18 protein-coding genes are annotated in these 25,975 nt (G+C 69.9%); 9 read left to right on the top strand and 9 right to left on the bottom strand.

From position 1 onward, the window contains the following. Nucleotides 1–77: 77 nt before the first annotated feature. The 8 genes from AQJ67_RS34650 to AQJ67_RS34615 form a co-directional block, all read right to left on the bottom strand. Nucleotides 78–1,385: an aminotransferase-like domain-containing protein gene (locus tag AQJ67_RS34650; protein ID WP_244190673.1), complete on the bottom strand. Its 1,308-nt coding sequence runs from the start codon at nucleotides 1,383–1,385 to the stop codon at nucleotides 78–80. Nucleotides 1,386–1,414: 29 nt separating this feature from the next. Then, nucleotides 1,415–2,161, bottom strand: coding sequence for an O-methyltransferase (locus AQJ67_RS34645; protein ID WP_062723313.1), 747 nt, complete (start codon nucleotides 2,159–2,161; stop codon nucleotides 1,415–1,417). 73 nt (nucleotides 2,162–2,234) lie between these two features. Continuing rightward, complete coding sequence (locus AQJ67_RS34640; RefSeq protein WP_244190672.1) at nucleotides 2,235–3,929, bottom strand: ABC transporter ATP-binding protein; 1,695 nt, start codon at nucleotides 3,927–3,929, stop codon at nucleotides 2,235–2,237. 53 nt (nucleotides 3,930–3,982) lie between these two features. Further along, nucleotides 3,983–5,686 (bottom strand): ABC transporter ATP-binding protein, encoded by a 1,704-nt coding sequence (locus AQJ67_RS34635; RefSeq protein WP_062723311.1) that lies wholly within the window; start codon nucleotides 5,684–5,686, stop codon nucleotides 3,983–3,985. An 80-nt stretch (nucleotides 5,687–5,766) separates the two neighbouring features. Beyond that, nucleotides 5,767–6,810 (bottom strand): methyltransferase, encoded by a 1,044-nt coding sequence (locus tag AQJ67_RS34630; RefSeq protein WP_062723310.1) that lies wholly within the window; start codon nucleotides 6,808–6,810, stop codon nucleotides 5,767–5,769. Between the two features lie 20 nt (nucleotides 6,811–6,830). Beyond that, on the bottom strand, nucleotides 6,831–8,231 hold the full coding sequence (locus tag AQJ67_RS34625) for a preATP grasp domain-containing protein (protein WP_159058883.1): 1,401 nt from the start codon (nucleotides 8,229–8,231) through the stop codon (nucleotides 6,831–6,833). Next, nucleotides 8,228–10,759, bottom strand: a complete 2,532-nt coding sequence (locus AQJ67_RS34620; protein WP_159058882.1) for a non-ribosomal peptide synthetase — start codon at nucleotides 10,757–10,759, stop codon at nucleotides 8,228–8,230. The genes AQJ67_RS34625 and AQJ67_RS34620 overlap by 4 nt, the downstream gene beginning before the upstream one ends. A 200-nt stretch (nucleotides 10,760–10,959) precedes the next feature. Beyond that, complete coding sequence (locus AQJ67_RS34615) at nucleotides 10,960–12,390, bottom strand: NAD(P)/FAD-dependent oxidoreductase (protein WP_062723307.1); 1,431 nt, start codon at nucleotides 12,388–12,390, stop codon at nucleotides 10,960–10,962. Nucleotides 12,391–12,794: 404 nt separating this feature from the next. Here AQJ67_RS34615 and AQJ67_RS34610 point away from each other — a divergent pair, with 404 nt between their 5' ends. Genes AQJ67_RS34610 through AQJ67_RS34580 form a run of 7 tightly spaced genes read left to right on the top strand, consistent with a single transcriptional unit; the run spans nucleotide 12,795 to nucleotide 19,879 of the window. Continuing rightward, nucleotides 12,795–13,058 carry an acyl carrier protein gene (locus tag AQJ67_RS34610; protein ID WP_062723306.1) on the top strand — a complete coding sequence of 88 codons (264 nt, stop codon included), beginning with the start codon at nucleotides 12,795–12,797 and terminating at the stop codon, nucleotides 13,056–13,058. A gap of 21 nt (nucleotides 13,059–13,079) precedes the next feature. After that, nucleotides 13,080–14,168, top strand: coding sequence for an LLM class flavin-dependent oxidoreductase (locus tag AQJ67_RS34605; RefSeq protein ID WP_062723305.1), 1,089 nt, complete (start codon nucleotides 13,080–13,082; stop codon nucleotides 14,166–14,168). Continuing rightward, complete coding sequence (locus AQJ67_RS34600) at nucleotides 14,165–15,562, top strand: condensation domain-containing protein (protein WP_062723304.1); 1,398 nt, start codon at nucleotides 14,165–14,167, stop codon at nucleotides 15,560–15,562. Before AQJ67_RS34605 ends, AQJ67_RS34600 begins: the two co-directional genes overlap by 4 nt. Before the next feature lie 16 nt (nucleotides 15,563–15,578). Further along, complete coding sequence (locus AQJ67_RS34595) at nucleotides 15,579–17,510, top strand: condensation domain-containing protein (RefSeq protein ID WP_079056335.1); 1,932 nt, start codon at nucleotides 15,579–15,581, stop codon at nucleotides 17,508–17,510. A gap of 48 nt (nucleotides 17,511–17,558) precedes the next feature. Further along, nucleotides 17,559–18,752: a cytochrome P450 gene (locus AQJ67_RS34590; RefSeq protein WP_062723396.1), complete on the top strand. Its 1,194-nt coding sequence runs from the start codon at nucleotides 17,559–17,561 to the stop codon at nucleotides 18,750–18,752. 23 nt (nucleotides 18,753–18,775) lie between these two features. Further along, the gene (locus AQJ67_RS34585; protein WP_062723302.1) at nucleotides 18,776–18,979 is read left to right on the top strand and encodes a ferredoxin; all 204 of its coding nucleotides are present in this window, start codon (nucleotides 18,776–18,778) and stop codon (nucleotides 18,977–18,979) included. Between the two features lie 6 nt (nucleotides 18,980–18,985). After that, nucleotides 18,986–19,879: a beta-ketoacyl-[acyl-carrier-protein] synthase family protein gene (locus AQJ67_RS34580; RefSeq protein ID WP_062723301.1), complete on the top strand. Its 894-nt coding sequence runs from the start codon at nucleotides 18,986–18,988 to the stop codon at nucleotides 19,877–19,879. A gap of 214 nt (nucleotides 19,880–20,093) precedes the next feature. Here the strand turns inward: AQJ67_RS34580 and AQJ67_RS34575 are convergent, their stop codons facing one another. Next, entirely contained in the window at nucleotides 20,094–23,027 is a 2,934-nt protein-coding gene (locus AQJ67_RS34575) for an AfsR/SARP family transcriptional regulator (RefSeq protein WP_079056356.1), read from the bottom strand. Between the two features lie 282 nt (nucleotides 23,028–23,309). Here AQJ67_RS34575 and AQJ67_RS34570 point away from each other — a divergent pair, with 282 nt between their 5' ends. Both AQJ67_RS34570 and AQJ67_RS34565 read left to right on the top strand, forming a co-directional pair. Continuing rightward, nucleotides 23,310–24,359, top strand: coding sequence for a tryptophan dimethylallyltransferase family protein (locus AQJ67_RS34570; protein ID WP_244190670.1), 1,050 nt, complete (start codon nucleotides 23,310–23,312; stop codon nucleotides 24,357–24,359). A gap of 65 nt (nucleotides 24,360–24,424) precedes the next feature. Continuing rightward, entirely contained in the window at nucleotides 24,425–25,792 is a 1,368-nt protein-coding gene (locus tag AQJ67_RS34565) for a tryptophanase (RefSeq protein WP_062723298.1), read from the top strand. Nucleotides 25,793–25,975 lie beyond the last annotated feature (183 nt).

The following is a 25,975-nucleotide window of genomic DNA, read 5'->3' as shown; positions in this document are numbered from 1 at the left end:
CCACATACGCGACCTGCCACGGACTGGACGCATTGCTGCTGACACTGGAGCCGCCTTCTCTGTCTGCCGGGAGGAAATCAACCGGCCTTCGCTGATTCGGACTTGATGAACCGGGTGAGGCGTGCGACACCTTCGGAGATGTCGGCCTGGGTCAAGTAGCTGACGGACAGCCGCAGACTTTGTTCGCCGCCGCTCCCGGGATGGAAGTAGGACATGGGCGTCCAGATCACCCCGTGCTCCTCCGCCGCACGCGCCAGCGCCGCGTCGTCCGTACGGAACGGGACGTCGACCGTCAGGAAGAAGCCGCCGTCCGGGCTGTTCCAACGGATGCCGAGGGCGTCCCTGTCCTGCCGGGGGAGGCACTCGTCGAGCCGCGCGAGGACGGCCTTCATCGCCTCGCCGTAGTACGCGGAGGTCTCGGTGTTGAGGTCGGAGGTCCGTCCGTCGACGGCGAGCAGCATGCCCGCCACCACGGCCTGGCTCAGCGGCGAGGTGTTCACCGTGACCATGCTCTTGATCCTGGTGAGGTCGTCCGCGAGGAGCCCTCGCGTGCCGTCGGCGTCGACCACGACCTGGTCGGCGACGGCGAAGCCGACGCGGGCTCCCGGGAACAGGGTCTTGGAGTACGAGCCGAGATGGACGACGCGCCGGTCCCGGTCCAGGGACTTGAGGGTCGGCAGCCGGCGTCCGGGGCTGACCAGCCGGTAGGGGCTGTCCTCCAGGACGAGGAAGTCCTCGCGTGCCGCCAGTTCGAGCAGCGCGTGCCGCTCCGGCAAGGACATGGTGGTGCCCGAGGGGTTCGAGTGGTCCGGGACCACGTAGAAGGCGCGCGGACGGCGGCCGCGCGCCTTCTCGGCGGCCAGCGCGGCCGCGAGCGGGGCGCAGCGGAAACCGTCCCTGCCCTCCTCGACCGCGGTCGGTTCGACGCCGAGCAGACGTGCGGCTCCGGTGATCCCCACGTAGCAGGGGCTGGAGACCAGGAGCGCGTCGTCCGGCCGGGCGAGGAGCGCGCGCAGCGCGAGGAACATCGCCTCCTGGCACCCGACCGTGACCACGACGGACTCCGGCCGTACGTCGATGTTCTCGTCCTTGCGCAGCGAGTCCGCGATCAGCTCCCGGATCCGGCCGCCGGTCGGACCGTACTGGAACAGCGCGTCGCGGATCTCGCCGGGCGTCGCCCCGTCCTGCGCCAGGTGGTCCAGGTAGCGGCGCAGGTGCGTGAAGATCTCCTCGACGTCGAAGAAGCCGTCGTACGGGCGGCCCGGTGCGAACGAGATCGCCTCGGGGTAGCGGTGGGTGATCTCGTTGAGGAATGTCATCGTGTCGAGCACCGGATCGCCGACGCTCGCGTGCAGATCCTCTTTCCGCAGGGTTGCGGCGGCCATGCGCATCAGCCCCCTTCCTGTCGGCCGTGTCAGCCGATGTCGAGCACACCGGTCGGGTCGTTGCTGCTGCCGGACGGGCGCAGGTCCTCGGGGTCCACGTAGTCGCGGGTGCGGCGGATGATGGTGGTGCTGTTCTGTCCGTAGCGGTGCGGCTCGCGAAGGTTCGTGATCTCCAGGCGGCCCTTCTCCCGTCCGCGCAGGGACTCCAGATAGCGCAGGACCGCACGGCCCTCCGGGTAGGTCATCAGGTAGTGCGCCACGAACACGCCGCCCGCCGGATTGACGAGATCCCAGTACTCACGGACAAAGGCCAGCGTGTCCCAGGTGTCGATCCAGGCGAAGTCGACCATGCCGACGCTCTCGCGCACCTTGTCGCTGGAGCCGCGCAGGTCGCCCTCGATGATCCGGCAGGTGCCGGCCAGGTCGAGATCCTCCAGGACCTGCAGCGCGCGGGGCGCGGAGGAGGAGGCGTCGGTCATCCGGTCGATGCAGACGAGCTGCGGCTCGTACGGCTCGTCGTAGTACGGGGCGTGGGCCATGGGCTGGACGGTGTCGGATTCCGGAGTGCCGAGCAGCGCCCGCTCGGACGCGAAGGCCGCCTTGTTGTCGGCCAGGGCCCGGGCGAGGAACGGAGTGGTGTATCCCATTCCGACCTCCAGCACCCGCTGCGGCCGGAGGGTGCGGATGAGCCAGTAGAGCAGCGGTGCGGTGGCGTCCGTGCCCATCTCGGGCACGTGCAGGGGCTTCACGGCGGAGACGAACGCATCATCGATCATGCGGCGAACCTTCCGGTGCGGAGTGCTTCGGGTGCGAAGTACGGATGTGGTGGTGTGCCGACCCCGGGCTCGGTCAGTCGGCCGGTGCTGCCTTGCCCGCGTGCCAGGAGTGCCAGAGCCGGGCGTAGGGCCCGCCCTGGCCCAGGAGCTCGTCATGCCGGCCGGCCTCCGTCACCTGGCCGTCCTCCATGACCACCACCCGGTCGGCGTCGTGTGCCGTGTGCAGCCGGTGCGCGATGGCGATGACCGTGCGCCCTTCGAGGACCTGGGCCAGGGCGCGTTCCAGATGGCGGGCGGCGCGCGGGTCGAGCAGCGAGGTGGCCTCGTCGAGGACGACGGTGCGCGGGTCGGCCAGGACCAGCCGGGCCAGGGCCAGTTGCTGGGCCTGGCCCGGGGCCAGGGCGGTGGCGCCGGACCCCACTTCGGTGTCCAGCCCGAGCTCCTCGGCCCACTGCCAGGCATCGACGACCCGCAGGGCCTCTTCCAGCGCCTCGTCCCGCGCCCGGGGCCGGGCGATGAGCAGGTTGTCGCGCAGGGTGCCGCGGAAGACGTGGTGCTCCTGGGTGACGAGCATGACCAGCTTGCGCCGTTCGGACAGCGGCAGTTGGGCGAGCGGCTTGCCACCGACGGTGATGGTTCCGCCGGAGGGCGGCTGGACACCGGCAAGCAGTCGCCCCAGGGTGCTCTTTCCCGCCCCCGAGGGGCCTACGATGGCCAGCCGTTCGCCCGGCTCCACCTTGAGGTTGACGTCGGTGAGGACGTCGGTGCCTTCACGATAGGCGTGCCGCACCCCGCTGACGACGATGCCCTGGCCGCTCTCCTCGACGGCACCGGGCCGCCCATCGCCGGAGGTCTCCGAGACCGCCTCGACTCCGAGGATCCGGGCGAAGGACGCGCCGCCCACCTGGAGTTCGTCCATCCAGTACAGCAGCCGGTCGACGGGGCCGATGAGCTGCTGCACGTACAGGGTCACGGTGGTGACGGCGGCCAGGGAGACATGGCCGCCGAGGTAGAGGAGTCCGCCGATCAGCAGCGTGCCCGCCACCGGCAGCATGTAGCCGGTGTCGGCGATGGGCAGGTAGACGCTGCGCAGATACAGGGTGCGCCGCTCGGCCTCGTACGACTCGGCGATGTCCTTGTTGACCCGTGCGAAACGGCTGTCGGCCAGACCGAACGCGTCGACGGTGCGTGCCCCGTCGACGGTCTCGCCCAGACCTCCGGTCAACTGGGCATAGGCGGCGTTGGCCCGCAGGTAGCCGGCGCGCGCCCGCCTGAGGTACCAGCGCGTGGAGAGCCACAGCACCGGCACGGCGATGAGACAGGGCAGGATCAGCACGGGTGCGGTCAGCACGATCGCGCCCAGGGTGAGCGCGACGGTGGCGAAGGCGACCAGGGAGTCCGGCACCGCCATCTGCACGGTGTGGGCCAGTACGTCGATGTCACGGGTAGTGCGGGTGATCAGCTCACCGGAGCCGGCCTTCTCCACGGTGGACATCGGCAGGGTCAGGACCCGGCCGACGAACTCCTCCCGCAGCCGGGCCAGGACCTTCTCGCCGAGCTTGAGGGAGGCGAGGATGGCGAAACGGGTGAGGGTGGCCTGGGCCACCACGGCCGCACAGATGACGAGGGCGATCGAGGTGACGTCGTCCACCGCGCCGTCCGCCTCCTGGACGAGGTGCCCCAGAAGCTGGGGCGCGACCAGGCCGGCGAGGGTGGCGAGGACGTGCAGGGACAGTGAGAAGGCCAGTTCACGAGGGTGTTGGCGCATCAGACGCCGCGCCTGCGACCGCACTTCTCGGGATGTCGCGACGGGAAGGGCGCTCATGACACGGAGACCTCTCTGGTGACGACGGAGCGGTAGCGGGCGTCACGGAGGAGTTCGCCGTGGCTTCCCTCCGCCGCCACGCGGCCGTCCTCGACGTAGACGACATGGTCGGCCTGGTCCAGGACCATGGGGCTCGTCGTGAAGACGACCGTCGAGCGGCCGTCGCGGTGCCGGGCCAGCCGGGCGGCGACCCGAGCCTCGGTGTGCGCGTCCAGGGCGCTGGTCGGCTCCACGAGCACCAGAACGTCGGGGTCGTGCGCCAACGCCCGCGCGAGGAGCAGCCGTTGCTGCTGTCCGCCGGAGAACTCGCGGCTGCCGCTGATCTCCTGGGACAGCCCGTCGGGCAGCGCCTCCACGATGTCGTTCGCGGAGGCCACATCAAGGGCCGTGTCCAGGTCGGCGGCCGCGGTCCCCGGCCCGGACGAGAGTTCCGCGCCCAGCTCTCCGGAGAACAGGCGGGCCTCGTGGTCGACCACCATGATCTTGCGGCGCACGGCGGCCAGCGGATACGCGGACAGGGGTACGCCGTTGTAGGCGGCCCCGGAATCCTCGTAGCGCCCCACACGGTCGGCCAGCGCATGGGCGTCCCCGGCGGAGGCGCAGGCCACGGCGGTGAGCCTGCCGGGCGTGATCCGCAGCCCGGACGCCGGGTCGGACAGGTCCGCCCGCGCCGACAGCTCGGCCGGGTCGCGGTCACCGGAGGTCAGAGCGCGTTCCAGCAAGAGCAGGTCGACGACCCGTCGGCAGCTGACGACGGCACGGGTGAGCTGGTCGACCATGGTGGTCGCCCGGCGCAACTGCTCGGCGAGGAAGACGGCGTAGCCGTAGAAGGCGATCAGTGCCCCCGCGCTCATCCGCCCCGTGGCGACGAAGTGCGCGCCCAGCCAGACGATGGCGGTGACCAGCAGCCCCGGGAACAGCAGCCGCCCGGCCACCACGCTCGCCTCGACGGTCGCCACGCGCACACCCTCGTGGCGCACCCGCTGCGACCGCTCGCGGTAGCGGCCGGCGAAGATCTCCTCGCCCCCGATCCCGCGCAGCACCCGCAGGCCCTCGATGATGTCCACCGACAGATCGGTGAGCGCGCCCTGCTCCTGGCGCAGATTCTGCTGGTGCCCGTGGAGCAGCCGCATCAGACGGGCCACGCCCCAGGCGATCAGCGGCACGCCGAGGAGCGCGACGAGGCCGAGCTGCCACGACAGGGTCAGCATCAGGACGGCGACCACGACGATCGAGACGACGGCACCGCCACCGCGCGCGGTGCTCTCAAGGGCCGCGCCGATCCGCGTGATGTCCGTCGCGCCCACGCTGACCACGGAGCCGGCCGAGGCCCGGCGCGGCAGTTCGGCGCCCAGCCCGGCCGCCTTGCGGGTCACGAGCTGCATCGTCCGGAACGCGGCGCCGAAGCGATTGGTCAGGGAGCAGCGATCACGCAGCGTGCCGGTGATGGCCTGGACGACGCCGAGTCCCATCACCACGCCGCTCCACAGGACCAGGGCCTGCTTGTCCTGATCGACCAGTCCCTGGTCGACGGCCTGCCCCACGGCGTAGGGAACCAGCGCCTGGGCGAGGGTGCACAGCACACCGTGCACCACGGCCAGGGAGGCGGCGGCGGGATGGCGGGTGGCGAGCCACAGCAGATAGCGCTGGGGGGATCTCAGGTCGGGCCGGCCCGGATCGGGTTCTGGAAAGTGATGCATGACGTCCAACACGTAGTCGTGGAGCGGGACAAGCGGGGGATGACGGCTTCAGGACTTCAGGGCTTCAGGACTTTAGGGCTTCAGGGCTTCACGCCCATGCTCAGCCCGTGCTCGTAGGGGAGTCCGGTGGCCGTGCGGACGTCGGTGAAGCCCACGCGGCTCAGCCATGCCTCGTAGTCCTTGGCGGGGTAGGCCATGCCCTGGCCGGATGCCAGCACGTTGAAGTACAGGCCGAGCCGGGCGGAGAAGATCCCGTCGGTTTCGTCGTCGGAGACGTTGTATCCGTAGACGAAGACCCGGCCGCCCGAGGGCAGGGCATCATACGCCTTCTTCAGCTGGCCGAGGATCACGTCCTCGGAGAAGATCTCCAGCACATGGCTGAAGAGCACGCCGTCGGCGCCCTGGGGGAAGGGGTCCACGAAGATGTCCCCGGGGCACAGTGCGACCTGACCGCCGAATCGGGCCGTCGTCTTGTCCTCCGCCAGCCTCGAGACGCTCGGTATGTCGAACACCGTGATCCTCATGTCGGGATACCGGTCGCTGAGTCTGGCGGAGGTGGTGCCGTCGCCGCCCCCGATGTCGAGCAGATGCCGTACGGAGGAGAACTCCTGACGTGCCACCAGCGCGTCGACGGAGCGCAGCGTGAACGCGCTCATGGCGCGGTGGAAGACGGCTTCGAGTTCCGGGTTGCGGGACAGCCGCTGGTAGAGGGTCGGTTCGTCGCCCGGATGATCAGCCAGCGCCGTGTTGGTTCCCGCACGCAGCGCCATGGTCATGTGGCCGAAGGCCGGGTAGTAGATGTCCCGCCAGCCGAGCAGGATGTGGCTCCAGCTGTCCTCGGCGTCCGAGGCGAGGAGGTCCTCGGCCACCGCGGAGTTCGCGTAGCGGCCCTCGTCCCGGGTGAGCAGCCCGGTGGCGCAGACGCCCTGCAACAGGACCCGCAACTGGTGGGCGGGAACGTCGACTTGCTCGTGGATCTCCTGGAACCCGGCCGGCCCCTGCCGCGACAGAAAGCCGAAGATGTCCAGGTCCACCGCCGTGGCGACCGCGTTGAAGAGGGCGGGCGCGTTGACCAGGAAATGGAAACGTTCGAGAACCGGATCGTCCTCGTGCGAGACATGCATAAGACCTGAGTTCCCTTGCCCTAGATACGGTCGGAGCCGCCGACGGACTGCTCGGAGACGGCGAACAGGGTTTTCAGCGTCCGGTCGCAGCTCCACGCGGAGCTCAGATCCGCCGCGACGACGCAGTACATGACGCCGTTGTTGTTGTCGAAGGCGTTGGTCAGCACGACACCGGTGCGGGTCGCGGGATCGTAGGCGAGACCGGCCTGCCGGAGCGTGTCGAGGGCGGCGGAGAAGGACGGCGTCGACCACCCCTCGGGCCACACCCGTTCCAGAATGACCCGGTCCTTACCGAAGCCGTCCCCGACGGCGAACCGTCCTATGCGGCCGTGGATATGGGTGGACCCGGTGACCCGACCGTTGTACTCCGTGAACAGGACCTCCCGTTCCGGCGTCACGATGGTGTCCGGCCCCAGGACGCCCCGGTATCCCAGCGCGCGCAGTGCCTCGCCCAGTCTGCGGCCGCCCTCGACGATCCGGCCGAGCACCTCCGGCTCCAGGCCCTGGGACGGCATGATCTGCCCGACGGCGTACGGCGCCGACAGCAGTTCGCCGTCGCCGGTGAACTCCACGCCCTCGTCGGTGACGAGGAACTCCGAGAAGTACGCCGAGCTGTCGCGGACATAGCGCTCTGCGACCGGGCGCCCCCTGCCGCCGGACGTCAGCCAGTCCCACCGCTCCCGCAGATAGGCCCTGACGTCCTCGCGGCCGGCCACCCGGATCACCCGGCGGGCGCCGATCGGACGGAACTGTTCGCCCGTGGTGAGGATCTCGTTGCCGCGCCCGCCCGACATGTAGTCGTGCTTGACGACCACGGGGCCCCCGTCCAGCAGCTCCAGGATCGCCTCCTCGGCGACCTCCGGACTGGTGCACACGGCCCCTTCCGGCATCGGCACGCCCGCGCCGCCGGCGATCGTACGGAACACGGCTTTGCTGTTGACCAGCACTCCGCCGGCCTGGTCGACGAATCCGTAGCCGGGCATCGCGGACCGCACACCGAGGGTGCGGGCCAGGCGGGCCACGGCCGCGTCGGGCCACAGCGCCGACAGATGGCTCACCTCCCGGTCGCCGATGGCCGCCGCCAGCGAGGCGACGAACTCCGGGTCGGCGAGCCGGGCGGGGGAGAGCGTGCCCTCGCTGCCCTCCCGCGTCGGCGGTACGACGATGCTCAGCGTCTCGCGGCGCACTCCGGTCAGAGCGGTCACGTACGCGAGGAACGCCTCCTCCGGGTGCGTCGGCAGGACCAGGGTGTCGCCCTCCTCGGCGAACCAGGCGATGCGCTGCACCCACCACCCCGTCCAGCCGCGGTCGGTGCGCACGTCCTCGCTGAAGTCGTTGCCGACGAGGACCCGGGTCGTCCGCCCGGGGTCGCCGTCGGAGGCACGAACGCGTTCCCGTGCCGCAGGCAGGACCAGCATCATTTCTCCCGTTCGATCACGTGGGCCAGCGTCGCGATGGTGGGGGCGGCGAGGAATTCCGTCAGGGGTACCTCGACACCCAGCTCGTCCTTGACGGCGACGAGCAGGTCCAGCGTCCGTATCGAATCCCCACCGCTGGCCATGAAGTTGCCGTGCAGCTCCGGCGAGGCGATGCCCAGCACCCGGCACCAGATGCCGGCCACCGCCAGCTCCGTCGGTGTCCTCGGTGTCTCGGCGCCGCGGGACACGGCCTCTTCGGGTGCGGGGAGCGCGGAACGGTCCAGCTTGCCGGTCGGGCCGAGGGGCAGTCGCTCCAGGGCGACGATGCGCCAGGGCACGGCGTGTTCCGGCAGGATCCGCGCCAGATAGCCACGGAGTTCGTCCACGTCCGGCAGAAAGGCCGTCGCGGGCGTGACATGGGCGACCAGCCGGGCGCCGGACTGCCGGGTGTCGACGGTCAGCACGGCCTCCGCGACCGTGGGATGGCCGCGCAGCACCGCTTCGATCTCGCCCGGCTCGACCCGGTGGCCGCGGATCTTGATCTGCCGGTCCTTGCGTCCGCGGAAGACCAGCGCCCCGTCGGCCCGGCGTCGCGCCAGGTCGCCCGTTCGGTAGCAGCGGGTGCCGTCGGCATCGGTACGGAACGCCGCGGCCGTCACCTCGGGCTGGTTCCAGTAACCGGAGGCGATGCGTTCACCGCGGATCTCCAGCTCGCCGCAGAGCTCCGTGGGGTGGCCGTCGGGGTCGACGAGCCGGACCTGCACCCCTTCGACGGGGTGTCCGACCGGCAGCACGGTGCCGCCGAGGTCGGCCCGGCCCGCCAGGTGCTGCACGGCCATCGTGCACTCGGTCGGCCCGAGTCCGTTGACCAGGCGGCTGGTTGCGGGGAAGGCCGCGAGGAACCCGCGCAGGTCCTGCTGGGTCGCCTCCTCGCCGCCGAGCACCACCACGCGGACGGATCGCAGCGCCGCGACGGGCTGTGCTGCCTCCGGCGGGGGGAGGTCACCGAGCAGGTGGCGGAAGAGCGTCGGGGTGCAGTGCACCACGGACGCCTCGGCGTCGGCGAGCCGGTCGCGCAGCTGTGCTGCCGGCAGCAGGGGGTCGAGGACATGCAGGGTCGCTCCGGTCAGCAGTGCCCCGTACAGATCCATGACGGCCGCGTCGAAGTTGTAGCGCGCCAGCAGCGGCACCTGGTCACCGGGCCCGATGCGGATCCGGGTGGCATAGACGAGGGCGTGCGCGAGGACGTTGCTCTGTGTCTGCATCACGGCCTTCGGCCTGCCGCTGGAGCCGGAGGTGTGCAGGAGGTAGGCGAGGGCATCGGGGTCGCCCCCATCCAGGTCCCCGGGATCGGGGTCACCGGCACCGGGGTCACCGGCGTCGGTCGGGTCCGCCGTGGTGTCGGGGCCGCTCAGGTCGAGCGGGACGACGTGGATCCCCCGGGACAGGGAAGCGGCTCGGTCCGCGAGGTCGGGGTCGCAGACGATCGCGTCGGCATCGGCGTCCAGCAGGAGCCGGGTGAGGCGGCTGTCCGGCTGCCGTGGATCGAGCGGGACGTACGCCGCGCCCGTCTTGAGCACCGACCACACCCCGGCCACGGAACCGATGTCGTGTGCGCACAGCAGTCCGACGACCCGGCCCGGCCCCACCGCCCGGGGGATACGCCGGGCCGTACGGCTGGTGCTGCGATCCAGCTCCCGGTAGGTGAGGGTTCCCGAGGGACCGGTCACGGCGATCCGATCCCCCTGCGCGGCGGCCGTACGGCGGAAACGGCCGACGAGGGTCTCGTCCCGCTCCGCGGGCGCCGGGGCGGTGAAACCGTCCGGCGTCGGCAGCGGCCAGGCGTCCGCCGCGCTCGGTGTGTCCTGCACCCGCAGGTCCCGCACGGGCTGTTCGGGCTTGGCCACCGCCTCCGAGAGCAGCGCCGCACAGTGGCCGAGCATCCAGGCCGCGGTCGTACGCATGAACAGGCTCGCGTTGTAGTGGAGGGACAGGACGGTGTCCGCTCCGTCGCGCTCCATGGACAGCGCGACATCCGGTGCCGCCCGGCGCACGGCCTGCGGGGACACCGGCCCGGTGACGGCGCGCAAGGGCACGGACGCCCGGGTGACCAGCGGCTTCCGCAGGACGTCGACGACGTGGTCGTAGAAGCGGCGGAGCTCGGCGGCGAACGGGGCCTCGGGGCGGAGCTCCACGCGCAGCGGGACGATACCGGTGCCGGCCGGCGCGTCGGCGTTCGACGCCTCGGCGAACCGGGCCGCGTCCACACCCAGCAGAAGGTCGCGCTGTCCTGTGTGGCGGTTCAGCACGGCGGCCCACCCGGTGAGCACCACCACCGTCGGAGGAACGCCGGTCCTGGCACTCAACTCGTCCAGTCGCGCCACCGTTTCAGCGGGGAGCGACATGCTCTCGGTCTCGCCTCGGAACTCCCTGGCGGTCAGTCGTGGCCGGTCGGTCGAGAGCTCGAGAACCGGTGCCGCGTCGGGTAATACCTGCCGGTCACTGGCCCCGTACGGCTCAGCGCCCTCCATGATGCTCACCTTCGACCTTCGTGCGTCTGGACTGTTCGCCAGGCTCGCGGCCCCGACCGGCGCCCCGTGGTCCCGCTGGCGGGGGCTGTCGCCGGTCCCGCGGCCGGATCCGTGGCGGTCGTCGGAGTTGACGGGATATCAGGCGTCCGCGGGCCCGACGGGCGGGTGCGCGGGCCGTACGGCCCGCCGGGACCGGTTCGTCATCGCCAGGCGGCGTAGTAGCGCCGCAGCCGGGCCCACTTCTGGTCGGTCATGGTCACCAGGAACTCCGCGGGAGGGGTGAACTCCGCGTCCAGGTCGTCGGCTGTCCTACGGTACTTCTCAGTCAGCGCTTCCTCGATGATCGCGGGCCACTCGCCCGTGATGGTCCACTTGCGCTCGTAACCGGTGGCGACCATGTGGGACACGGCGCCGGCCACCACCTGCTCGCGGGTCCCGGGGGCGAGCGGCGCGCGGGCGGGGGCGAACGGGACCAGCTCACCGACCTGGCCGGTGCCGTTCTCGATCAGGTCCGCCATTTCCCGGGCGAGCAACGGCGACTGGTGCAGACCGTCGCGGTAGGTACCGCTCGCCATCCACAGGCCGTCCACACCGGTGGCCCCGAACAAGGGGTAGCCGTCGGCGGGGATCGGCCGGTTGCCGACCTGGGTGGCCACCAGGGCCGCCTCCTCCAGGCCTGTGTGGAGCTGGTCGATCGCGCAGTCGACCAGGAACTTCAGGTCCTTGAGGTCGGCGTGCTCACGCGGGGTGTCGGAAATGATGTTCGTGGCGCCGAGGTAGAGGGTGCCGTCGCCGCGGGGCACGCAGTGCAGGCCGCAGGCGAGCGCCCGGTTCGGGGTCCGCAGGACCGAGCGGGGCAGCGACCCGTCCTTGGTGCGCACGAGCGCGGAGACGCCGTAGCCGCTGACCATCGGGGGAATCCTGCGGTGCAGGTCCTCCAGGTCCGCGAGCAGCTCCACGGAATTCGCGCCCGCGGCCACGATCACGTGCTGGGCGCTGAGCCGCCGGCCGTCGGCCAGGACCACACCCGTCACGGAGTCGCCGTCCGTGACGAGCGAGGTCACGTGGTCCTCGAAGATCACGCCCCCGGCCTTGATCAGTGCCGCGTCCAGCTTGGCGAGCAGCCGGGCGGTGTGCACGGCGTGCTCGCGGGGCATGAAGAGCGCCCGGAGCGGACGGAACAGTTCGTTGGGCTCCATCCAGTCGATGCTCTCGGCGTCGACATGCTCGTAGGGCTCGTCGTACTCCTGCAGGGCCGCTTCGATGACCGCGAAGTTGGTCGTGTCGATCGCGGCTGTTCCCACGGAGTTCAGGAAGACGAAGGTGCCGTCCGCCGTGATGATTTCGGAGTCATCGCCGGAGTGCACCGAGAGTTCGTCCAGCCAAGTCGGCCAGAGATGTCGAGCCTGATAGTCCAGGGAGAGCTTGGAGCGCCCGTGCTCGGTCGCCATCAGCGGTTCGGTCACTTCACCGAAGCAGCCGAGCATCGCACCGGCAGCGGTTGACGCCGCGTGCCCGCGATCCGAACCCCCGATACGGGCGACACTTACCCCTCGGCGGGCCAGTTCGAAGGAAATGGACGATCCCAGTGCGCCATTTCCGACGACGATGACATCGTGGTTTCCAGGCATCCGTGAGCTCCTCTTGAATCAACTTCCGGATTTCGCGATCGGCACACCGTGACTTGCTCAAGGGCGCAAAATGCCCCAATTTGCAGTTGCCGCGATTCACTTGCCGGCATCGACGGCGCCTCGACCTGCGACTGAACGAACCAGACACCCCTGCTGAACAGTTGCCATGCGCCCGTTCGGCATCTCGAACGCCGATTGGGCAGCCGACCAGAATGTAGAAGGGTCCCTCCGTAAACGTCAACCCCGCCGAAACTTTCGAAAGACATCCAAGTAAGTTTTGGCACGATCGTTGCGGGCAACATGCAGTCGCTCAAGGTAATCCTGAGGCCTTGACCCTGCCCCGAGATCCCTTTAGCGTCGCTCACCGAGAAAACGGCCATTTGCAACTTCCGGGGAGAGCACCCATGAACGAAGCGGATATCCGGGAAGCATTTTCCGAGATCTGGCGCACATCTTTGGAGAGTGAATCGACAAGCGATGACGCGGATTTTTTTGATTCGGGCGGCACCTCTATCCAGGCCGTACATCTCGCAGCGCTCGTACAGGAGCGGTTCGAAATCGAATTCGACGCCCTCGAAGTGGTCGTCGCCCGCAGTGCCGGGGCGATGATCAAGATCATCACCGACCGACTGGCCGAGGCGGCCGGTCTGCCGGGAGATCCGCAGTGAGCGGGCGACAACCACCCGACGGTGACCCGCAGAACGGAGATGTTCATGCACATCTACTCGGTGACCCCGCCGTCCACCGGTCCCGAAGACATGGCAGAGAGCTATCGGGCCAGGGTCACGGCCACCGCCGAGTCGTGCGAGAGCGCGGGCTGGCACGGCATCCTCGTCCCCCACAACCTGCACGAGGTGGACCCGTGGCTGATCGCGGGCCACCTCGGCTCCGTCACCAGCGACCTCGTGCCGCTGATCGCGGTGCAGCCCGCCTCGATGGCTCCGCACACGGCCGCCGCCATGGCCGCGGCGTACGCGACGCTCTACGGCCGTCCCCTGTATTTCAACCTCGTCGCGGGCGCACGCGACGACGAACTGCGCAGAACCGGGGATCTGCTGAGCCACGATCAGCGCTATGCCCGGATGCGCGAGTACGGGCGCACCCTGCGCGCCCTGCTGCGCGGTGAGCTCCTCGACGAGGAAGGCGAGTGGTACGCCTACCGGCAGTTCAGGCTGGAGCCGCGTCCCGAGGTGCTCTCCGACTGCAAGATCTTCGTCGCCGGCTCATCGGCGGCGGGCCTGAGCGTGGCCAAGGACATCGCCGACGTCGTGGTCACCCATCCCGCTCCCGTCGACGCCTGGCTGGACGACTTCCTCACCCCGCTGCGCGCCGGCGGCTACCGAGGTGACCTGGGCATCCGCATCGGCATCATCGCCAGGTCCGACAGCACCGCGGCCTGGGACGCGGCCAGGGAGCGCTTCCCCGAGTCCTGGCGGGGCCGGCAGGAGACCTTGCTCAAGACCGTGTCGCAGAACTCCTGGGCGCGGCAGCTCGCCGTCCGGGCGGTCGCCGAGGAGGAAGCGCCGGCCGACACCGCGGGGACGGACGTGTACTGGCTCGGAGCCTTCCGCAGCGGACAGGCCAGCGCCCCGTTCCTGGTGGGCAGTCACGAGGAAGTGGCGGACCGCCTCGCCGCCTACGTCGAGGCCGGCGTCGGCCATGTGCTCCTCAACGGGGAGGCAGCGGACGACCGGGGCGGCATCGAGGAGGTCTTGCGGCTGGTGCGCCGACAGGGCTGTGCACCGGACCGTCCAGGCAGCAGGGCGGCAGCACGATGACCGACGAGAAACGGACACTGGCCGGTTCGGGGAGGGAACACCGCGTGTTCGAAGCGGACAGCACCGTCGAGGCCCCGTTCACGGGAGCGCGCGGGGGCAGGGCCACCACCACCTGGGGGCAGCGCGACACCTGGCTGACGCTCGAGGCCAATCGGCCGCACACGGCCAGATTCCAGGTGCCGCTCCTGGTGGAGGTGCCGGCCGGCCGCAGCCTGAGGGACGTCCTGGGCGTCGTCAGCCAGGTCACCGAGCGCCACGAAGGGCTGCGGACGGTCTTCGTCGGCGGAGGGGACGGCGGGGTGCCGGACCAACAGGTCCTCCGGAGCGGGACGTTGCCGGTTCGAGTGGCCGAGGCCGGCCGGCCGACGGCCCCCGAGGTCACCCGCCTCGTGGCGGACCTGACCGCCCGGGCCGGGACACCGCCCGCGGACCGGGCGGTCGACTTCGCCGTACTCACCCGGGGCGGTGCCCCCGCCTGGCTCGTCGCGTCCCTCTCCCACCTCACCGTCGACGCGGTCGCGGCCGACCTCCTCGCGCAGGAGTGCGCCCACCTGCTCAAGGGCGGCGACGCGGCGGCACTGCCGCCGATCGTGAACCAGCCGCTCGACCACGCCGCGTTCGAGCAGTCCCCACGGGGCCGCGCCATCCTGGACACGGCGCTGGCCTCCTGGGAGAAGGGGCTGCGGGAAGTGCCGTGGTCGCTCTTCCGCACGCCTGTCGACGCCGAGGCCGAGGCCGACACCGAGCCCCGGTATCCCTGCGTGAGCCTGTATTCGAAGGGCACGGGCACCCGCGTGCGGAAAGCGGCGGGCGCACTCGGCGTGAGTCCGTCCGCCGTGTATCTCGCCGCTGCCGCGGCTGCCCTGGGCCGTGCCGCCGAGGTCGAGTCGTGCTCCCTCGTCATCACGTGTTCCAACCGCTGGCTGCCCCGTACGGTCGGTTACCTGGGCTGTGTGGCACAGCAAGGGCTGCTGACCCTGCCCGCACTGGGCCACTCGCTGCACGGCCTGGTGCGCGAGGTGTGGCCCCGGGTCCTGGGCCTCCCCCGTACGAGCATGTGGGACCCCGCGAGCCTGTACCGCCTGCTGTGCCCGTCGGGGCAGGGGACCCGCCCTGCGCTCGACCAGTACGTCAACGTGTTGCAGGAACCGGATCCGGTCTTCCCGGAGGACATCGCCGAGCCGGCGGACGGCGACTTCGTGTTGCGTGAGAATCCGCCCATCGCCTCGACCCTGCTCCGCTTCGGCCTCAACATCCGCACGGACGGCGGCGATGTCGCCATCAGGTTCTTCTCGGACCGCCGGTACGTCCCCGCTCACCTCCAGGAGCAGATAGTGCTGAACATCCACGCACTCCTCAGGGACTGCGCGGACCAGGACGTCCGCTCGCTGTGAAAGGAAAGACACCCTCGTGCTCCCGCCCCAGTCGGCTGTTCCGCCCGCCCGTTCACGGGTGCCCCTGCCCCTGCTCCCGGCCCAGCACTGGACATGGGTCGATCACCATGCGGAGCAATCACCGCCGTATCTCGTGAACCCGGTGTCGGCGCAGGTGCCCGAGGGCGTGACGCTCGACGACCTGTCCCGCGTGATCGCCGAACTGTCGGCCCGGCACGACGGACTGCGCATGACGTTCCACATCGGCCCCGACGGGGACCCGGTGCAGCAGGAACACCCGGACGCCCGGCCGACGGTCGCGCCGTTCGAGGCGGGCGCCGACACCCGTACCGCCATCGAGGCAGCCGAGGAGCGGCTGCTCGGCTGGCTGACGGCTCCTTTCGACCTCGGGACCCAACTGCCGGTGCGGGCAGCCGCACTGACGGTCCTGGGACAGCCCCGGCAGCTCTGGCTCGCGCTGCACCACATCATCGGTGACATCGTCGCCCTGCGCGTGGTCCGGCGGGAGGTCCAGCACTGTCTCGACCGGCTCGCCGACGGCCTTCCCCCGGCGCTGCCGCCCGTGCGGTGGAGCGTACGGGACCAGGTGGCCCACGAGACGTCGCCCGAGGGATCCGCCGCCGCCCACGCCGCTCTCGCGCACTGGCACGACGTGTTCCGCAGGCAGCCCTACGATCTGCCGCCCCGGCGGTTCGGCGACTGCCCGGCCGACGGCTTCTCCATGACGCTGCGCTCGCGTCCGCTCGCCCGCCTGGTACAGGACATCGCCACCAGCGAGGGCTCCACCCGCGCAGCCGTCGTCACCACCGCCCTCGCCCTGTGCCTCGCCAACGTCAAGGGCCGCGACACCACCCTGCTGCGACCGAACCTGGCCAACCGGTCCCACCCCCGGCTGAACGACCTGGTGTGCACGACGATCACCCAGGGCTGGCTGCTCGTCGACCTACAAGGCGATCCGGAGTTCCGCGACGTGCTCCGGGAGACCACCCGGGCCCTGTTCGTCTGCATGAAACACGGCCGCTGCGACAACGGCGCACTCTTCATGCACAAGATCGCCCGCGGAGCCGACCGCGCCATGGACGGCGCGCCCCAGATCAACCACACGGTCGGCGCCCCGGAGGAGGACGACCTCCCCTCCGGGGAACAGGAACGCCTGGAGCACCACGCGTACGACACGCTCGGCGGCTTCAAGTTCGCGGTCGAGGACCACGGCCGCTCCCTGCACCTGAACGTCCAGGCCAACCGGGGCCTGCTCGACCTCGATGAGGCCGAATCGATCGTCCGGGGCCTCACCCCGTTGCTGGAACAGGTGGCCGCCGACCCGCGAGTCCGGCGTACGCGGCTGCGGGGAGTGCCCGCGCGCTGGGTACCGCCCAATGAGCACTGGGTGGACCACCGGGGGAGCTGGATCCACCTGCCTGACCTGGTCAGGACGCTGGAGAGCTGCCCCGGCGTGCGGCTCGCCGCCGTCTTCCGGGGCGACGAGCGCGGTGCGGGCGAGGAGCTCCTCGCGGGCGTGGTAGCCGGCCCCGGGGTGAGTCCAGAAGCGCTGCGCCTGGCGCTGCTGGACGCCCGGCCGCTGCTCGGCATACCGGTCGTACCCGACTGGTTCGTGATCCGCGACGCTGCTCCCGACGTCCCGGACTCGCCCGCGGCCTGGCTCGCCCCCGGACCGGGCCTCACCGCGCAGGGCACCGGAACCGCCCTGCCGCAGCGGTCCCCCACCACGACGGCCGAGGCATCGCTGCTGAGCCGCTTCGCGGAGCTGCACCCCGACAGCCCCCCGGTCCTGGAGCGCAGCTACGCCGAGCTGGGCGGGGCCTTCGCCCGTATTCCGGCCATGCTGCGGGGCCTGCGGAAGGACGGTGTCGAGGGACTGACGATCGCCGACCTCATGAGCACCCTTCCCCTGAGCCGACTGGCCGAGCGTGTCACGGGATCCTGCTGACGCCGGTCGAACGCCCCACCGCATGTCGAGGAAGGAGATCCGATGACGATGTCGACCGAGCCCCCCGCACTGCCCACGCGACGGATGAACCCCTGGGATCCCCCCGCCGAACTCGCCGGGTTCCGGGCGAGGGAACCGATCCGCCGACTGCGCTACCCCGACGGCCATGTCGGATGGCTGGTGACCAGCCACAGCCTGGCCCGGAGCGTTCTCGCGGATCCGCGGTTCAGCGCACGGTCCGAACTGAAGCGGGCGCCGGTGGCCCGGCCCGGTGTCGACCTGTTCTTCGGGGTTCCCGCGCTGCCGGGCTGGCTCGTCGACATGGACGCGCCCGAGCACACCCGGATCCGCCGACAGCTGGCCGGCCGGTTCACGGCGCACCGGATGAGGGAACTGAAACCGCAGATCGAGCAGCTCGTCGAGGACCATCTCGCGGCCATGGCCCGGTCGAAGCCGCCGATCGATCTCGTCGAGGCGTTCGCGTTGCCGGTGCCCTCACTGACGATCTGCGAGCTGCTGGGTGTGCCCTACGGCGAGCGGGCCGACTTCCAGCGCAACAGCGCGACCCTGTTCCGTCTGGAAGCCTCCGTCGACGACGCCGCGAAGGCGATGGAGCACCTGAACGGCCTGCTGCGAGGGCTTGTCGAGCACAAGCGGGGCAGGCCGAGCGATGATCTGCTGAGCATGCTGGTCACCGACGGCACCCTGAGCACCGAGGAGATCGCCGGGGTCGGTGTCCTGCTGCTCACCGCCGGGCACGAGACGACCGCGAATTCGCTGAGTCTCGGCACCTTCGCCCTGCTGTCCCACCCTGACCAGCTGGCGAGGCTCAAGGCGGACCCGTCGCTCGTCGACAACACGGTGGAGGAACTGCTCAGGTACCTGACCATTTTCCACTTCGGGGTCCCCCGCACCCCCGTGGTGGACGTGGAGATCGCCGGGCAGCGGCTCAGGGCGGGTGAGTCGGTCACGGTGTCGCTGCCGGCGGCGAACCGGGACCCCGAGCACTTCGATGAGCCCGACCGACTGGACCTCTCCAGGAGGACCACAGGCCATCTCGCCTTCGGCTACGGAATTCACCAATGCATCGGCCAAAACCTCGCACGCATAGAAATGCGGATCGCTCTCCAGGCACTCTTCCGACGTTTCCCGGACCTGGCACTGGCCGTCCCGCCGACAGAGGTCCCGGTCTCCACCGACATGGGCATCTACGGGGTGCATCGGCTCCCCGTGACGTGGTGACCCCCAGCCGCCAGGAGGAATGCATGCGTATCGCCGTGGACGCCGAAGCCTGTGTCGGATCAGGGCTGTGTGCGCTGGCCACACCGGAGGTCTTCGACCAGGACGACACAGACGGCAGCGTCGTGCTGCTGGCCGCCGAGCCGCCCCCGGAATTCTTCGACGCCGTGCGGGACGCCATCGAGAGCTGCCCGGTGAAGGCGATCTCCATGGCCGGACACCAGGAGTAGGAAACAATGCGGGACACTTTTCTCTCGTTCATTCGATACACGTGCGGAGATCTGCGCAAGGTCTCGGAACTCGCCGGGACCACCACGGAGGACCTGTCCCCACTGGTGGCGGAGATCGTCCATTTCCGGGAGAGCTCGCAGGACATCTGGGAAATGGCGGCCGCCGCTGCCGAACAGACGCTCGCCGACGCTGCCGCCCCACCCGACTTCGTGGTCTACGTGAGCGAGAACGACCCGGACGTCGCCGGCTCGCTGGGCCGAATCCTGGACCGGCTCGGTCTGGTCTCGGTGGCACACCTGGCCGTTTCGGGTCAGGACTGCGGGAATCTGGCGCCTGCCGTGCAGGTCGCCTCCGACGCGATCCACTCGGGCCGGTGCGACCGCGTCCTGCTCGTACTGGCCGACCGCGCCGCGTCGGGACGCCGGGTCATGGCAAGCGGCCTGTCCGTGTTCAGCGACGGTGCCGCCGCGTGCGTCATCACACGCGACCCCGTGCGGGACGGCCCACAGTTCCGGGTGGTGGGTACGGGATCCCGGACGGCGATCCGCCTCGACGCCGGCGGCACGGCCGAACAGGGCATCCTCGCGACGGTCCGACTCGCCTCGGAGAGCATCGCCGACCTCCTCGGTGCACTCGGACGCGGCCGCGACGACTTCCCGTACGTCGTCATGCCCAACTACCGGCCCGACGCGCAGAAGTTCCTGATGGCGGCCATGAAGATGCCTGTGCAGAAGCTTCTGCTCGGCCCTGTCACCGATCTGGGGCACTGTTTCTCGGCGGACACCCTCATCACCCTGCACCAGCAGGCCGCTTCGGGCACCCTGACCACGGGCGACCGCCTCCTGGTCGCGACGAGCGGCCCGCACTCCTGGTCGACCATGGCGGTGGAGTGCCTGTAGCGACGTGCCCCCGGCCTCGACCGGAGAGGCAAGGAAGCAGAAATGACGTCGTCCGCGCCGCCGAGGGCCTGCATGCTGCTCGTCGTCATCCGCTTCTGGCCGTAGTGGACGAGGGGCTGAGGGAACGGACGGCCTGACACGGCCGCGTTCGATTCGAGGCGACCTTGGCATCGGCCTCGGCGTCGACGGCCTGCCTCTTCTCTCTCGGTGCCTGCTACAGCGAGTCGCCCCGAAGGGCTCCGTGATCCGGTGCGCCCAGGGCGAGCCGCACACCGTCCTGGGCGGATACACCCTGGGACCATGCCGCCTCGTATTCCCGGGTGCCCAGGGCCTGGCGTACCTGCTGTTCGGTGGCGGCGTGGGCGTCGTGGAACGGACGCAGTCCGATGAGAGCGACTCCTGTGTCCTGCCGCAGGCGATGGGCAGCGCCCAGAAGCCGTGCCGACTGTGCATGGTGGCCGGTGGCTGCCATGGCCCAAGCCAGCGTCTCGGCACCCCAGACCGGGCCCCAGCTGTCGCCGATGGCCCATTGCTGGCCCAGCGCTTCGCGCAGGTGGGCCGGGGACTGGTCTGCCGTGCCGTGTCGAAGCTCGAACAGTCCTGTGCACCACTGGGCCCAGGTGCGGGCCCACTCGGCACCGCTCTCCGCGGCCTCCACGACATACGCGTCGAGGGCCGCGCGGGCTGAGGCGCGGTCGCCGAGGAATGCCTCGGCCATGGCCCAGAGCATCGTGGCCATATGAGCGTCACCTCGCTGGCCCGCCGCGCGGAACTGGTCCCGCGCCTCGGTCAGAAGAGCGGCGGAGCACGGGTCGCCCCGGACGAGCATGGCGTGAGCGCCTTCGATGAAGGTCACCGGCGGAGCCACCGCACCGTCGGGGAGTTCGCTCGCCATGGTCCGGCATTCGATCAGAAACGCCTCGGCGGAGGGGTTGTCTCCCTGGCACAGTGCGATCCATGCCTTCATCGCCAGCCCTCCCGCGATCAGGGACTGCGGTGCGTCGGTGTTCAGGCCGAGGAGGCGCTCCAGCCAGTGCCGCCCCTCGCCCAACGTACTGTTGAAGAACCAGCACCGGGTGCGAGCGAGATTGACGGCGATCTCGAGACCCGCGTCCACGCGGTCACGGCGCGTGGTGCAGAAGTCCAGCGCGGTCCGGAAGTTGGGAAGTTCGGTCCGTAGCCGGATCAGCCAGTCAGCTTCCCTCGGTCCGCACCACTCGTCGCCGGCGCGCACGGCCATCATCCGGTAGTAGTCGCTGTGCTGGAGACGGAGCTTTGTTGCGCCGTCCTGTTCGCGGAGCCGTTGCTGACCGTACTGGCGAATGGTTTCGAGTAGGCCGTACCGGGCGCGGTCGCCCGAACTGTTCACCGCCACGATCGACTTGTTCACCAGCCCGGCAAGCAGGTTCAGCACATCCTCACGGGCGATGCCCTCTCCCCCGCACACCGCCTCGGCTGCCTCCAGATCGAAGCCGCCGGAGAACACCGACAGACGGCTCCAGAGCAACTGCTCCTGCTGTGTGCACAGGTCGTAGCTCCAGTCGACCACACCGCGCAGAGTGTGCTGGTAGCGGGTAACGGGGTGCCCGTACGGTACGGACAGCAGACGGAACCTGTCGTCGAGGCGTTCCAGGATCTCGTCGACCGTCATCGTGCTCAGACGTACCGCCGCCAGTTCGATGGCGAGCGGAATCCCGTCCAGCCGTCGGCACAACTGGGCGATCGCACCACGGTTGCGGGAGGCGATCCGGAACGCCGGGGCAGCGGCGACGGCACGATCCACGAACAGCCGGACGGCCTCGGAATGCTCCGCTGTGCCGTCCTCGACGGAGAGCGCACCGTCAGCCCTCTGGATCAGCGAGGGGGAGTCTGCGTCGGGGACGGTGAGTGAGGGCACCGTCAGGACGTGTTCGCCCGGAATCCCCAGTCGCTGTCTGCTGGTGGCCAGTACACGCAGTCCGGGGGCCACCCGTGCCATCCTCAGGACCAGGGTCGCGACGTCGTCGACCAGATGCTCACAGTTGTCGAGGACGACCAGGAGCCGCCGGTCGCGCAGGTGATCCAGGATGGTGTCCACGGCGGGCCGAGCGGAATGGTCACGCAGCCCGAGGGCTTCGGCGACGGCCCGGCCGAGAAGTTCGGGATCGGTCAGGGGCGCGAGGTCCGCGAGCCGGACACCGTCCGCAAACGCCGGCTCCAGCTCCGCCGCCGCCCGCAGCGCGAGCCGGGTCTTGCCGACGCCGCCGACACCGGTGAGTGTGACCACCCGGGCGGATGCCAGCAGGGCGCGCACCTCAGCCAGTTGTACTTCACGGCCGATGAACGTGGTCATTTCGATCGGCAGGTTCCCCGCTCCACGAGGACGCGCCACCGCGTTGTCAGGTGCTTCACTCAGATCCGGGCCGGCGGCAAGCAACCGCTGATGCAGTCTCCTGAGCTCCGTCCCCGGGGTGACCCCCAGTTCGTCGGCCAGCAGTCGGGCGACCTCGCGGTAACACTCCAGCGCTTCTCCCTGCCTCTCGCAGCGGGCGAGCGCAAGCATCCGCTGGGCCCAGAAACGTTCGCGCAGGGGGTGGGCCCCGATGAGTGCGCGCAGTTCCGGCAGGACGTCACAGGCCCGGCCCAGCACGAGGTCGGCGTCGATCCTCAGCTCCAGGGCGTCCAGACGCTGTTCATTCAACGCCGGCACGACGTCGTGGAGGAGGTCCGCGGGGAGATCGGAGAGCGGTTCGCCGCGCCACAGTGCCAGTGCCTCGCGCAACATCTGTGCCGCGCTCGCCGCCATCCCCTCCTTCAGCGCGGTGCGGCCCTGGAGGGCGAGGACGGTGAAACAGTGCAGGTCCAGTGCGTCCGGATCGACCTTGATCACATAGCCGCGAGGGTGGGTGCGCACCGGGGTGCCGTCTGCGGGGCAGTCGAGAACACGGCGCAGGCGCAGTACGTAGTTCTGGAGAGTGTTGCGGGCCCCCTTTGGAGGCTGGTCGCCCCACAGTCGGCTTGTCAGCCGTTCCACGGTGACCACTTGGTTGGCCTCGGCCAGCAACGCGGCGAGCAACAGCCGGAGTTTGGCCGCGCCGATGCCCACCGGGTGCCCGTCACGCCGGACTTCCAGCGGTCCCAGGATCTTGAATTCGTACCGTGCGCTCACTGCTCCCTCGGCGATCCATTCCCCGGGTTCCGCGAGCATACGACACGGCGTGACCAGGACGCGACTACACGTAATCGCCGCGCGACCGGGAGGTGACCGGGGCGACGGCGGAGCCTGGGAAGGTGAGGCCCGTCCCGACGGCGCAAGTCTCTGGAGCCCGCATTGTCGTCAACCGGTCCCTCACAGCTGAACTCCTCGTCCCGGGTAGCGGCCGTACTGTCTCGGCCGGCGGTCACCTTGGGCGAGCACCTGAGTCGCCAACTGTCCGGGGTGTGCGGCGCCGTGGGAATCAGCCCGCCCGACGGCGGTTCCACGCGATCACTGCTCGATCTGCTGGGCCCTTCGGCACAACGTCCGCTGGCCGCTGGCCCGCCGTCGCCGTCCTTCGTGTCCGACGACCACTCTCCGGCCGAGCTCTCCGTCTCGTTCCCCATAGGAGCCGCCCCGACCGTGCGAGTCGTGGTCGAGCCCGGGTGCGCCGCGGCCTCCTTCGCCGAGAGCGCACGCGTGGGCCGACGGGCTCTTGAGGCGATGGCCAAACGCTGGAGTTTCTCGACCGAGCCGGTGGACCGGGTGGACGACCTGTTCTTCCCAGCCAGCGCCCAGGGGCCGTTCGCCTTGTGGTGCGCGATGGATCTGCGCAAGGACCGGGCGCCCGGCATCAAGGTCTACGTCAACCCGGCGTGCCACGGCCGCGGTCTGTCCGCACAGGTCACCGAGGAGGCGTTGACCCGGTTCGGATTCGGCCGGGCCTGGCCGGCGCTGCTGGAGCATGCCACGTCCCGTGGGCCCGATAGCGACGAGCTTTTGTTCTTTGCCCTCGATGTGGGGGACTGGCAGACACGGCGGGTGAAGGTCTACATCGCCCACCACGGCTTCTCCGTGAGCGGCGCACAGGCCGTTTCCCGCCTGCTGCCAGGCGGCTGCACACAACAGTTGGGGGAGTTCTGCCGCACGGTCGGCGACACCGAGTTCTTCGACCTCCGGCCGCTGGTCTCCTGCCTGTCCTTCACGGAGTGGGACATGGAGCGTCCCAGTGGTTACACCTTGCACCTGCCGGTGCGTGACTACGCCAAGGACGACCGGGTGACCCGGAACCGGGCCGCAACCGTCCTGCGGCGCTACGGCATGGGCACCGGTGCCCTTGACCGTGCGTTGGCCGCCATGACGCACCGCAGCCCGACTGATGGGGTGGGACTGATCTCGTACGTCTCGCTCGTCCAGAGCATGCGGCTGCCGCCTCGGCTGACGGTCTATCTCTCACCCGAGGCCTACGAAGTCCGGCCACCCCACGAGCCGACGCCCCCGCTTGCCGATGCCGACCGGCGGTGACCGACCTGCCGTCGCGACACCGGATGCCTGGAACTCGCCCCGCGCCCACCAGGAGAACAGTCCTCATGGAGCCGTACAGGATCAAGGCCGTCGAGCCCCTTCCGATGACCACACGCGCACAGCGGGAAACAGCGTTGCAGCGCGTGCACTACAACCTCTTCGCCCTGCGCGCCGATGAGATCACGATCGACTTGCTCACCGACTCGGGGACAGGTGCTCTCTCAGCAGCGCAGTGGGCCGCGGGCATGGCCGGTGACGAGTCCTATGCCGGCTCACGGTCCTTCTACCGCTTCCAGGAGGTCGTGCGCGAGCTGACGTCCTATCCCCACATCCTCCCGGTCCACCAGGGCCGGGCGGCAGAACGCATCCTTTTCTCCACGCTGCTCGGCCCCGGTGGAATCACGCTCAGCAACACCCACTTCGACACCACCCGCGCGAATGTGGAATTGAGCGGCGGCCAGGCCGTGGACCTGCCCTGCTCGCAAGCGCAGGACCTCGACAGCGACGAGCCGTTCAAGGGCAACATCGACCTGCAGCGGCTCAAAGACGCCCTGTGCGGCCCGGACGCTTCCCGTATCGCCATGGTGATCATGACGCTGACGAACAACGGCGGAGGCGGCCAGCCCGTCTCCATGGACAACCTCGCCCGCGCCGCCGCGCTGTGCCGAGAACACGAAGTCCCCCTCTTCCTGGACGCCGCACGCTTTGCCGAAAACGCCTGGCTGGTCACCCGGCATGAGCCCGCTTACCAGGGGGTCAGCCCGCGCGAGGTCGCCGAAGAGGCCTTCCGTCTGGCCGACGGCTGCCTGATGAGCGCCAAGAAAGACGGAATCGTGCACATCGGCGGGTTCCTGGGCCTGCGCGACCCCGCGCTCACCGAACGATGCCGGCTGCTACTCGTCGCCACCGAGGGATTCCCCACGTACGGCGGACTTGCCGGCCGAGACCTGGACATGATCGCCCAGGGCCTGGCCGAGGTGACCGATCCCCACTACCTCCGGTCCCGAGCCGAGGCAGCCCGTCACCTCGCCTGCCTGGCCCGCAACGCAGGCATCAGCATCCTCGAACCACCCGGCCTGCACGCGATCTATCTCAACGCCGGCCGTCTCCTGCCCCACATCGCGCCGCACCGCTTTCCCGGCCACGCCCTCGCCTGCCAGCTGTACTTGGAGGGCGGCATCCGCTCCGTCGAACTGGGCTCCCTCTACCTCGGCAAGGAAGACGAGAACGGAGACCCGGTCACCACAGCCCCCTTTGAGCTCCTGCGACTGGCCCTCCCCCGCAGGACGTACACGCTCAGCCACTTGAATCATGTCGGCGAAGTCCTGGCGAGGACCGCGAAGAACAGGGACAAGATCCCCGGCTATCGCCTGGTCCGGTCGAGCCCGGTCCTCCGCCACTTCCACTCCGAACTCGAACCGTTACCCCTATGACGGCACGCCTGGAGCAGCACCGCATTGATGCGCCGGGTGTACCGGTGGCCTCCGGAGGGCCGGTGGCCGACGGAGCAAGGACCGACTCGGTCCAAGCGTCCCGCTCGCCCCCGCACGCCACCATCACGCCAAATAAGTTTCTTCCAAGGCCGCGTACGTGTCGTTGGATGCGTTACGGGCCAG

Origin of the sequence: Streptomyces caeruleatus (genome assembly GCF_001514235.1) — a bacterium.
Lineage (GTDB): Bacteria > Actinomycetota > Actinomycetes > Streptomycetales > Streptomycetaceae > Streptomyces > Streptomyces caeruleatus.
This window is presented reverse-complemented; position numbering and strand designations above follow the sequence as displayed.

Excerpts from the sequence above, each read along its gene's own strand:
- AQJ67_RS34620 (WP_159058882.1), bottom strand. The coding sequence starts at position 10,759 with ATGGAGGGCGCTGAGCCGTACGGGGCCAGTGACCGGCAGGTATTACCC.
- AQJ67_RS34630 (WP_062723310.1), bottom strand. The coding sequence starts at position 6,810 with ATGCATGTCTCGCACGAGGACGATCCGGTTCTCGAACGTTTCCATTTC.
- AQJ67_RS34590 (WP_062723396.1), top strand. The coding sequence starts at position 17,559 with ATGTCGACCGAGCCCCCCGCACTGCCCACGCGACGGATGAACCCCTGG.
- AQJ67_RS34640 (WP_244190672.1), bottom strand. The coding sequence starts at position 3,929 with ATGCGCCAACACCCTCGTGAACTGGCCTTCTCACTGTCCCTGCACGTC.
- AQJ67_RS34625 (WP_159058883.1), bottom strand. The coding sequence starts at position 8,231 with ATGATGCTGGTCCTGCCTGCGGCACGGGAACGCGTTCGTGCCTCCGAC.
- AQJ67_RS34580 (WP_062723301.1), top strand. The coding sequence starts at position 18,986 with ATGCGGGACACTTTTCTCTCGTTCATTCGATACACGTGCGGAGATCTG.
- AQJ67_RS34565 (WP_062723298.1), top strand. The coding sequence starts at position 24,425 with ATGGAGCCGTACAGGATCAAGGCCGTCGAGCCCCTTCCGATGACCACA.
- AQJ67_RS34600 (WP_062723304.1), top strand. The coding sequence starts at position 14,165 with ATGACCGACGAGAAACGGACACTGGCCGGTTCGGGGAGGGAACACCGC.
- AQJ67_RS34615 (WP_062723307.1), bottom strand. The coding sequence starts at position 12,390 with ATGCCTGGAAACCACGATGTCATCGTCGTCGGAAATGGCGCACTGGGA.
- AQJ67_RS34645 (WP_062723313.1), bottom strand. The coding sequence starts at position 2,161 with ATGATCGATGATGCGTTCGTCTCCGCCGTGAAGCCCCTGCACGTGCCC.
- AQJ67_RS34585 (WP_062723302.1), top strand. The coding sequence starts at position 18,776 with ATGCGTATCGCCGTGGACGCCGAAGCCTGTGTCGGATCAGGGCTGTGT.
- AQJ67_RS34650 (WP_244190673.1), bottom strand. The coding sequence starts at position 1,385 with ATGGCCGCCGCAACCCTGCGGAAAGAGGATCTGCACGCGAGCGTCGGC.
- AQJ67_RS34610 (WP_062723306.1), top strand. The coding sequence starts at position 12,795 with ATGAACGAAGCGGATATCCGGGAAGCATTTTCCGAGATCTGGCGCACA.
- AQJ67_RS34635 (WP_062723311.1), bottom strand. The coding sequence starts at position 5,686 with ATGCATCACTTTCCAGAACCCGATCCGGGCCGGCCCGACCTGAGATCC.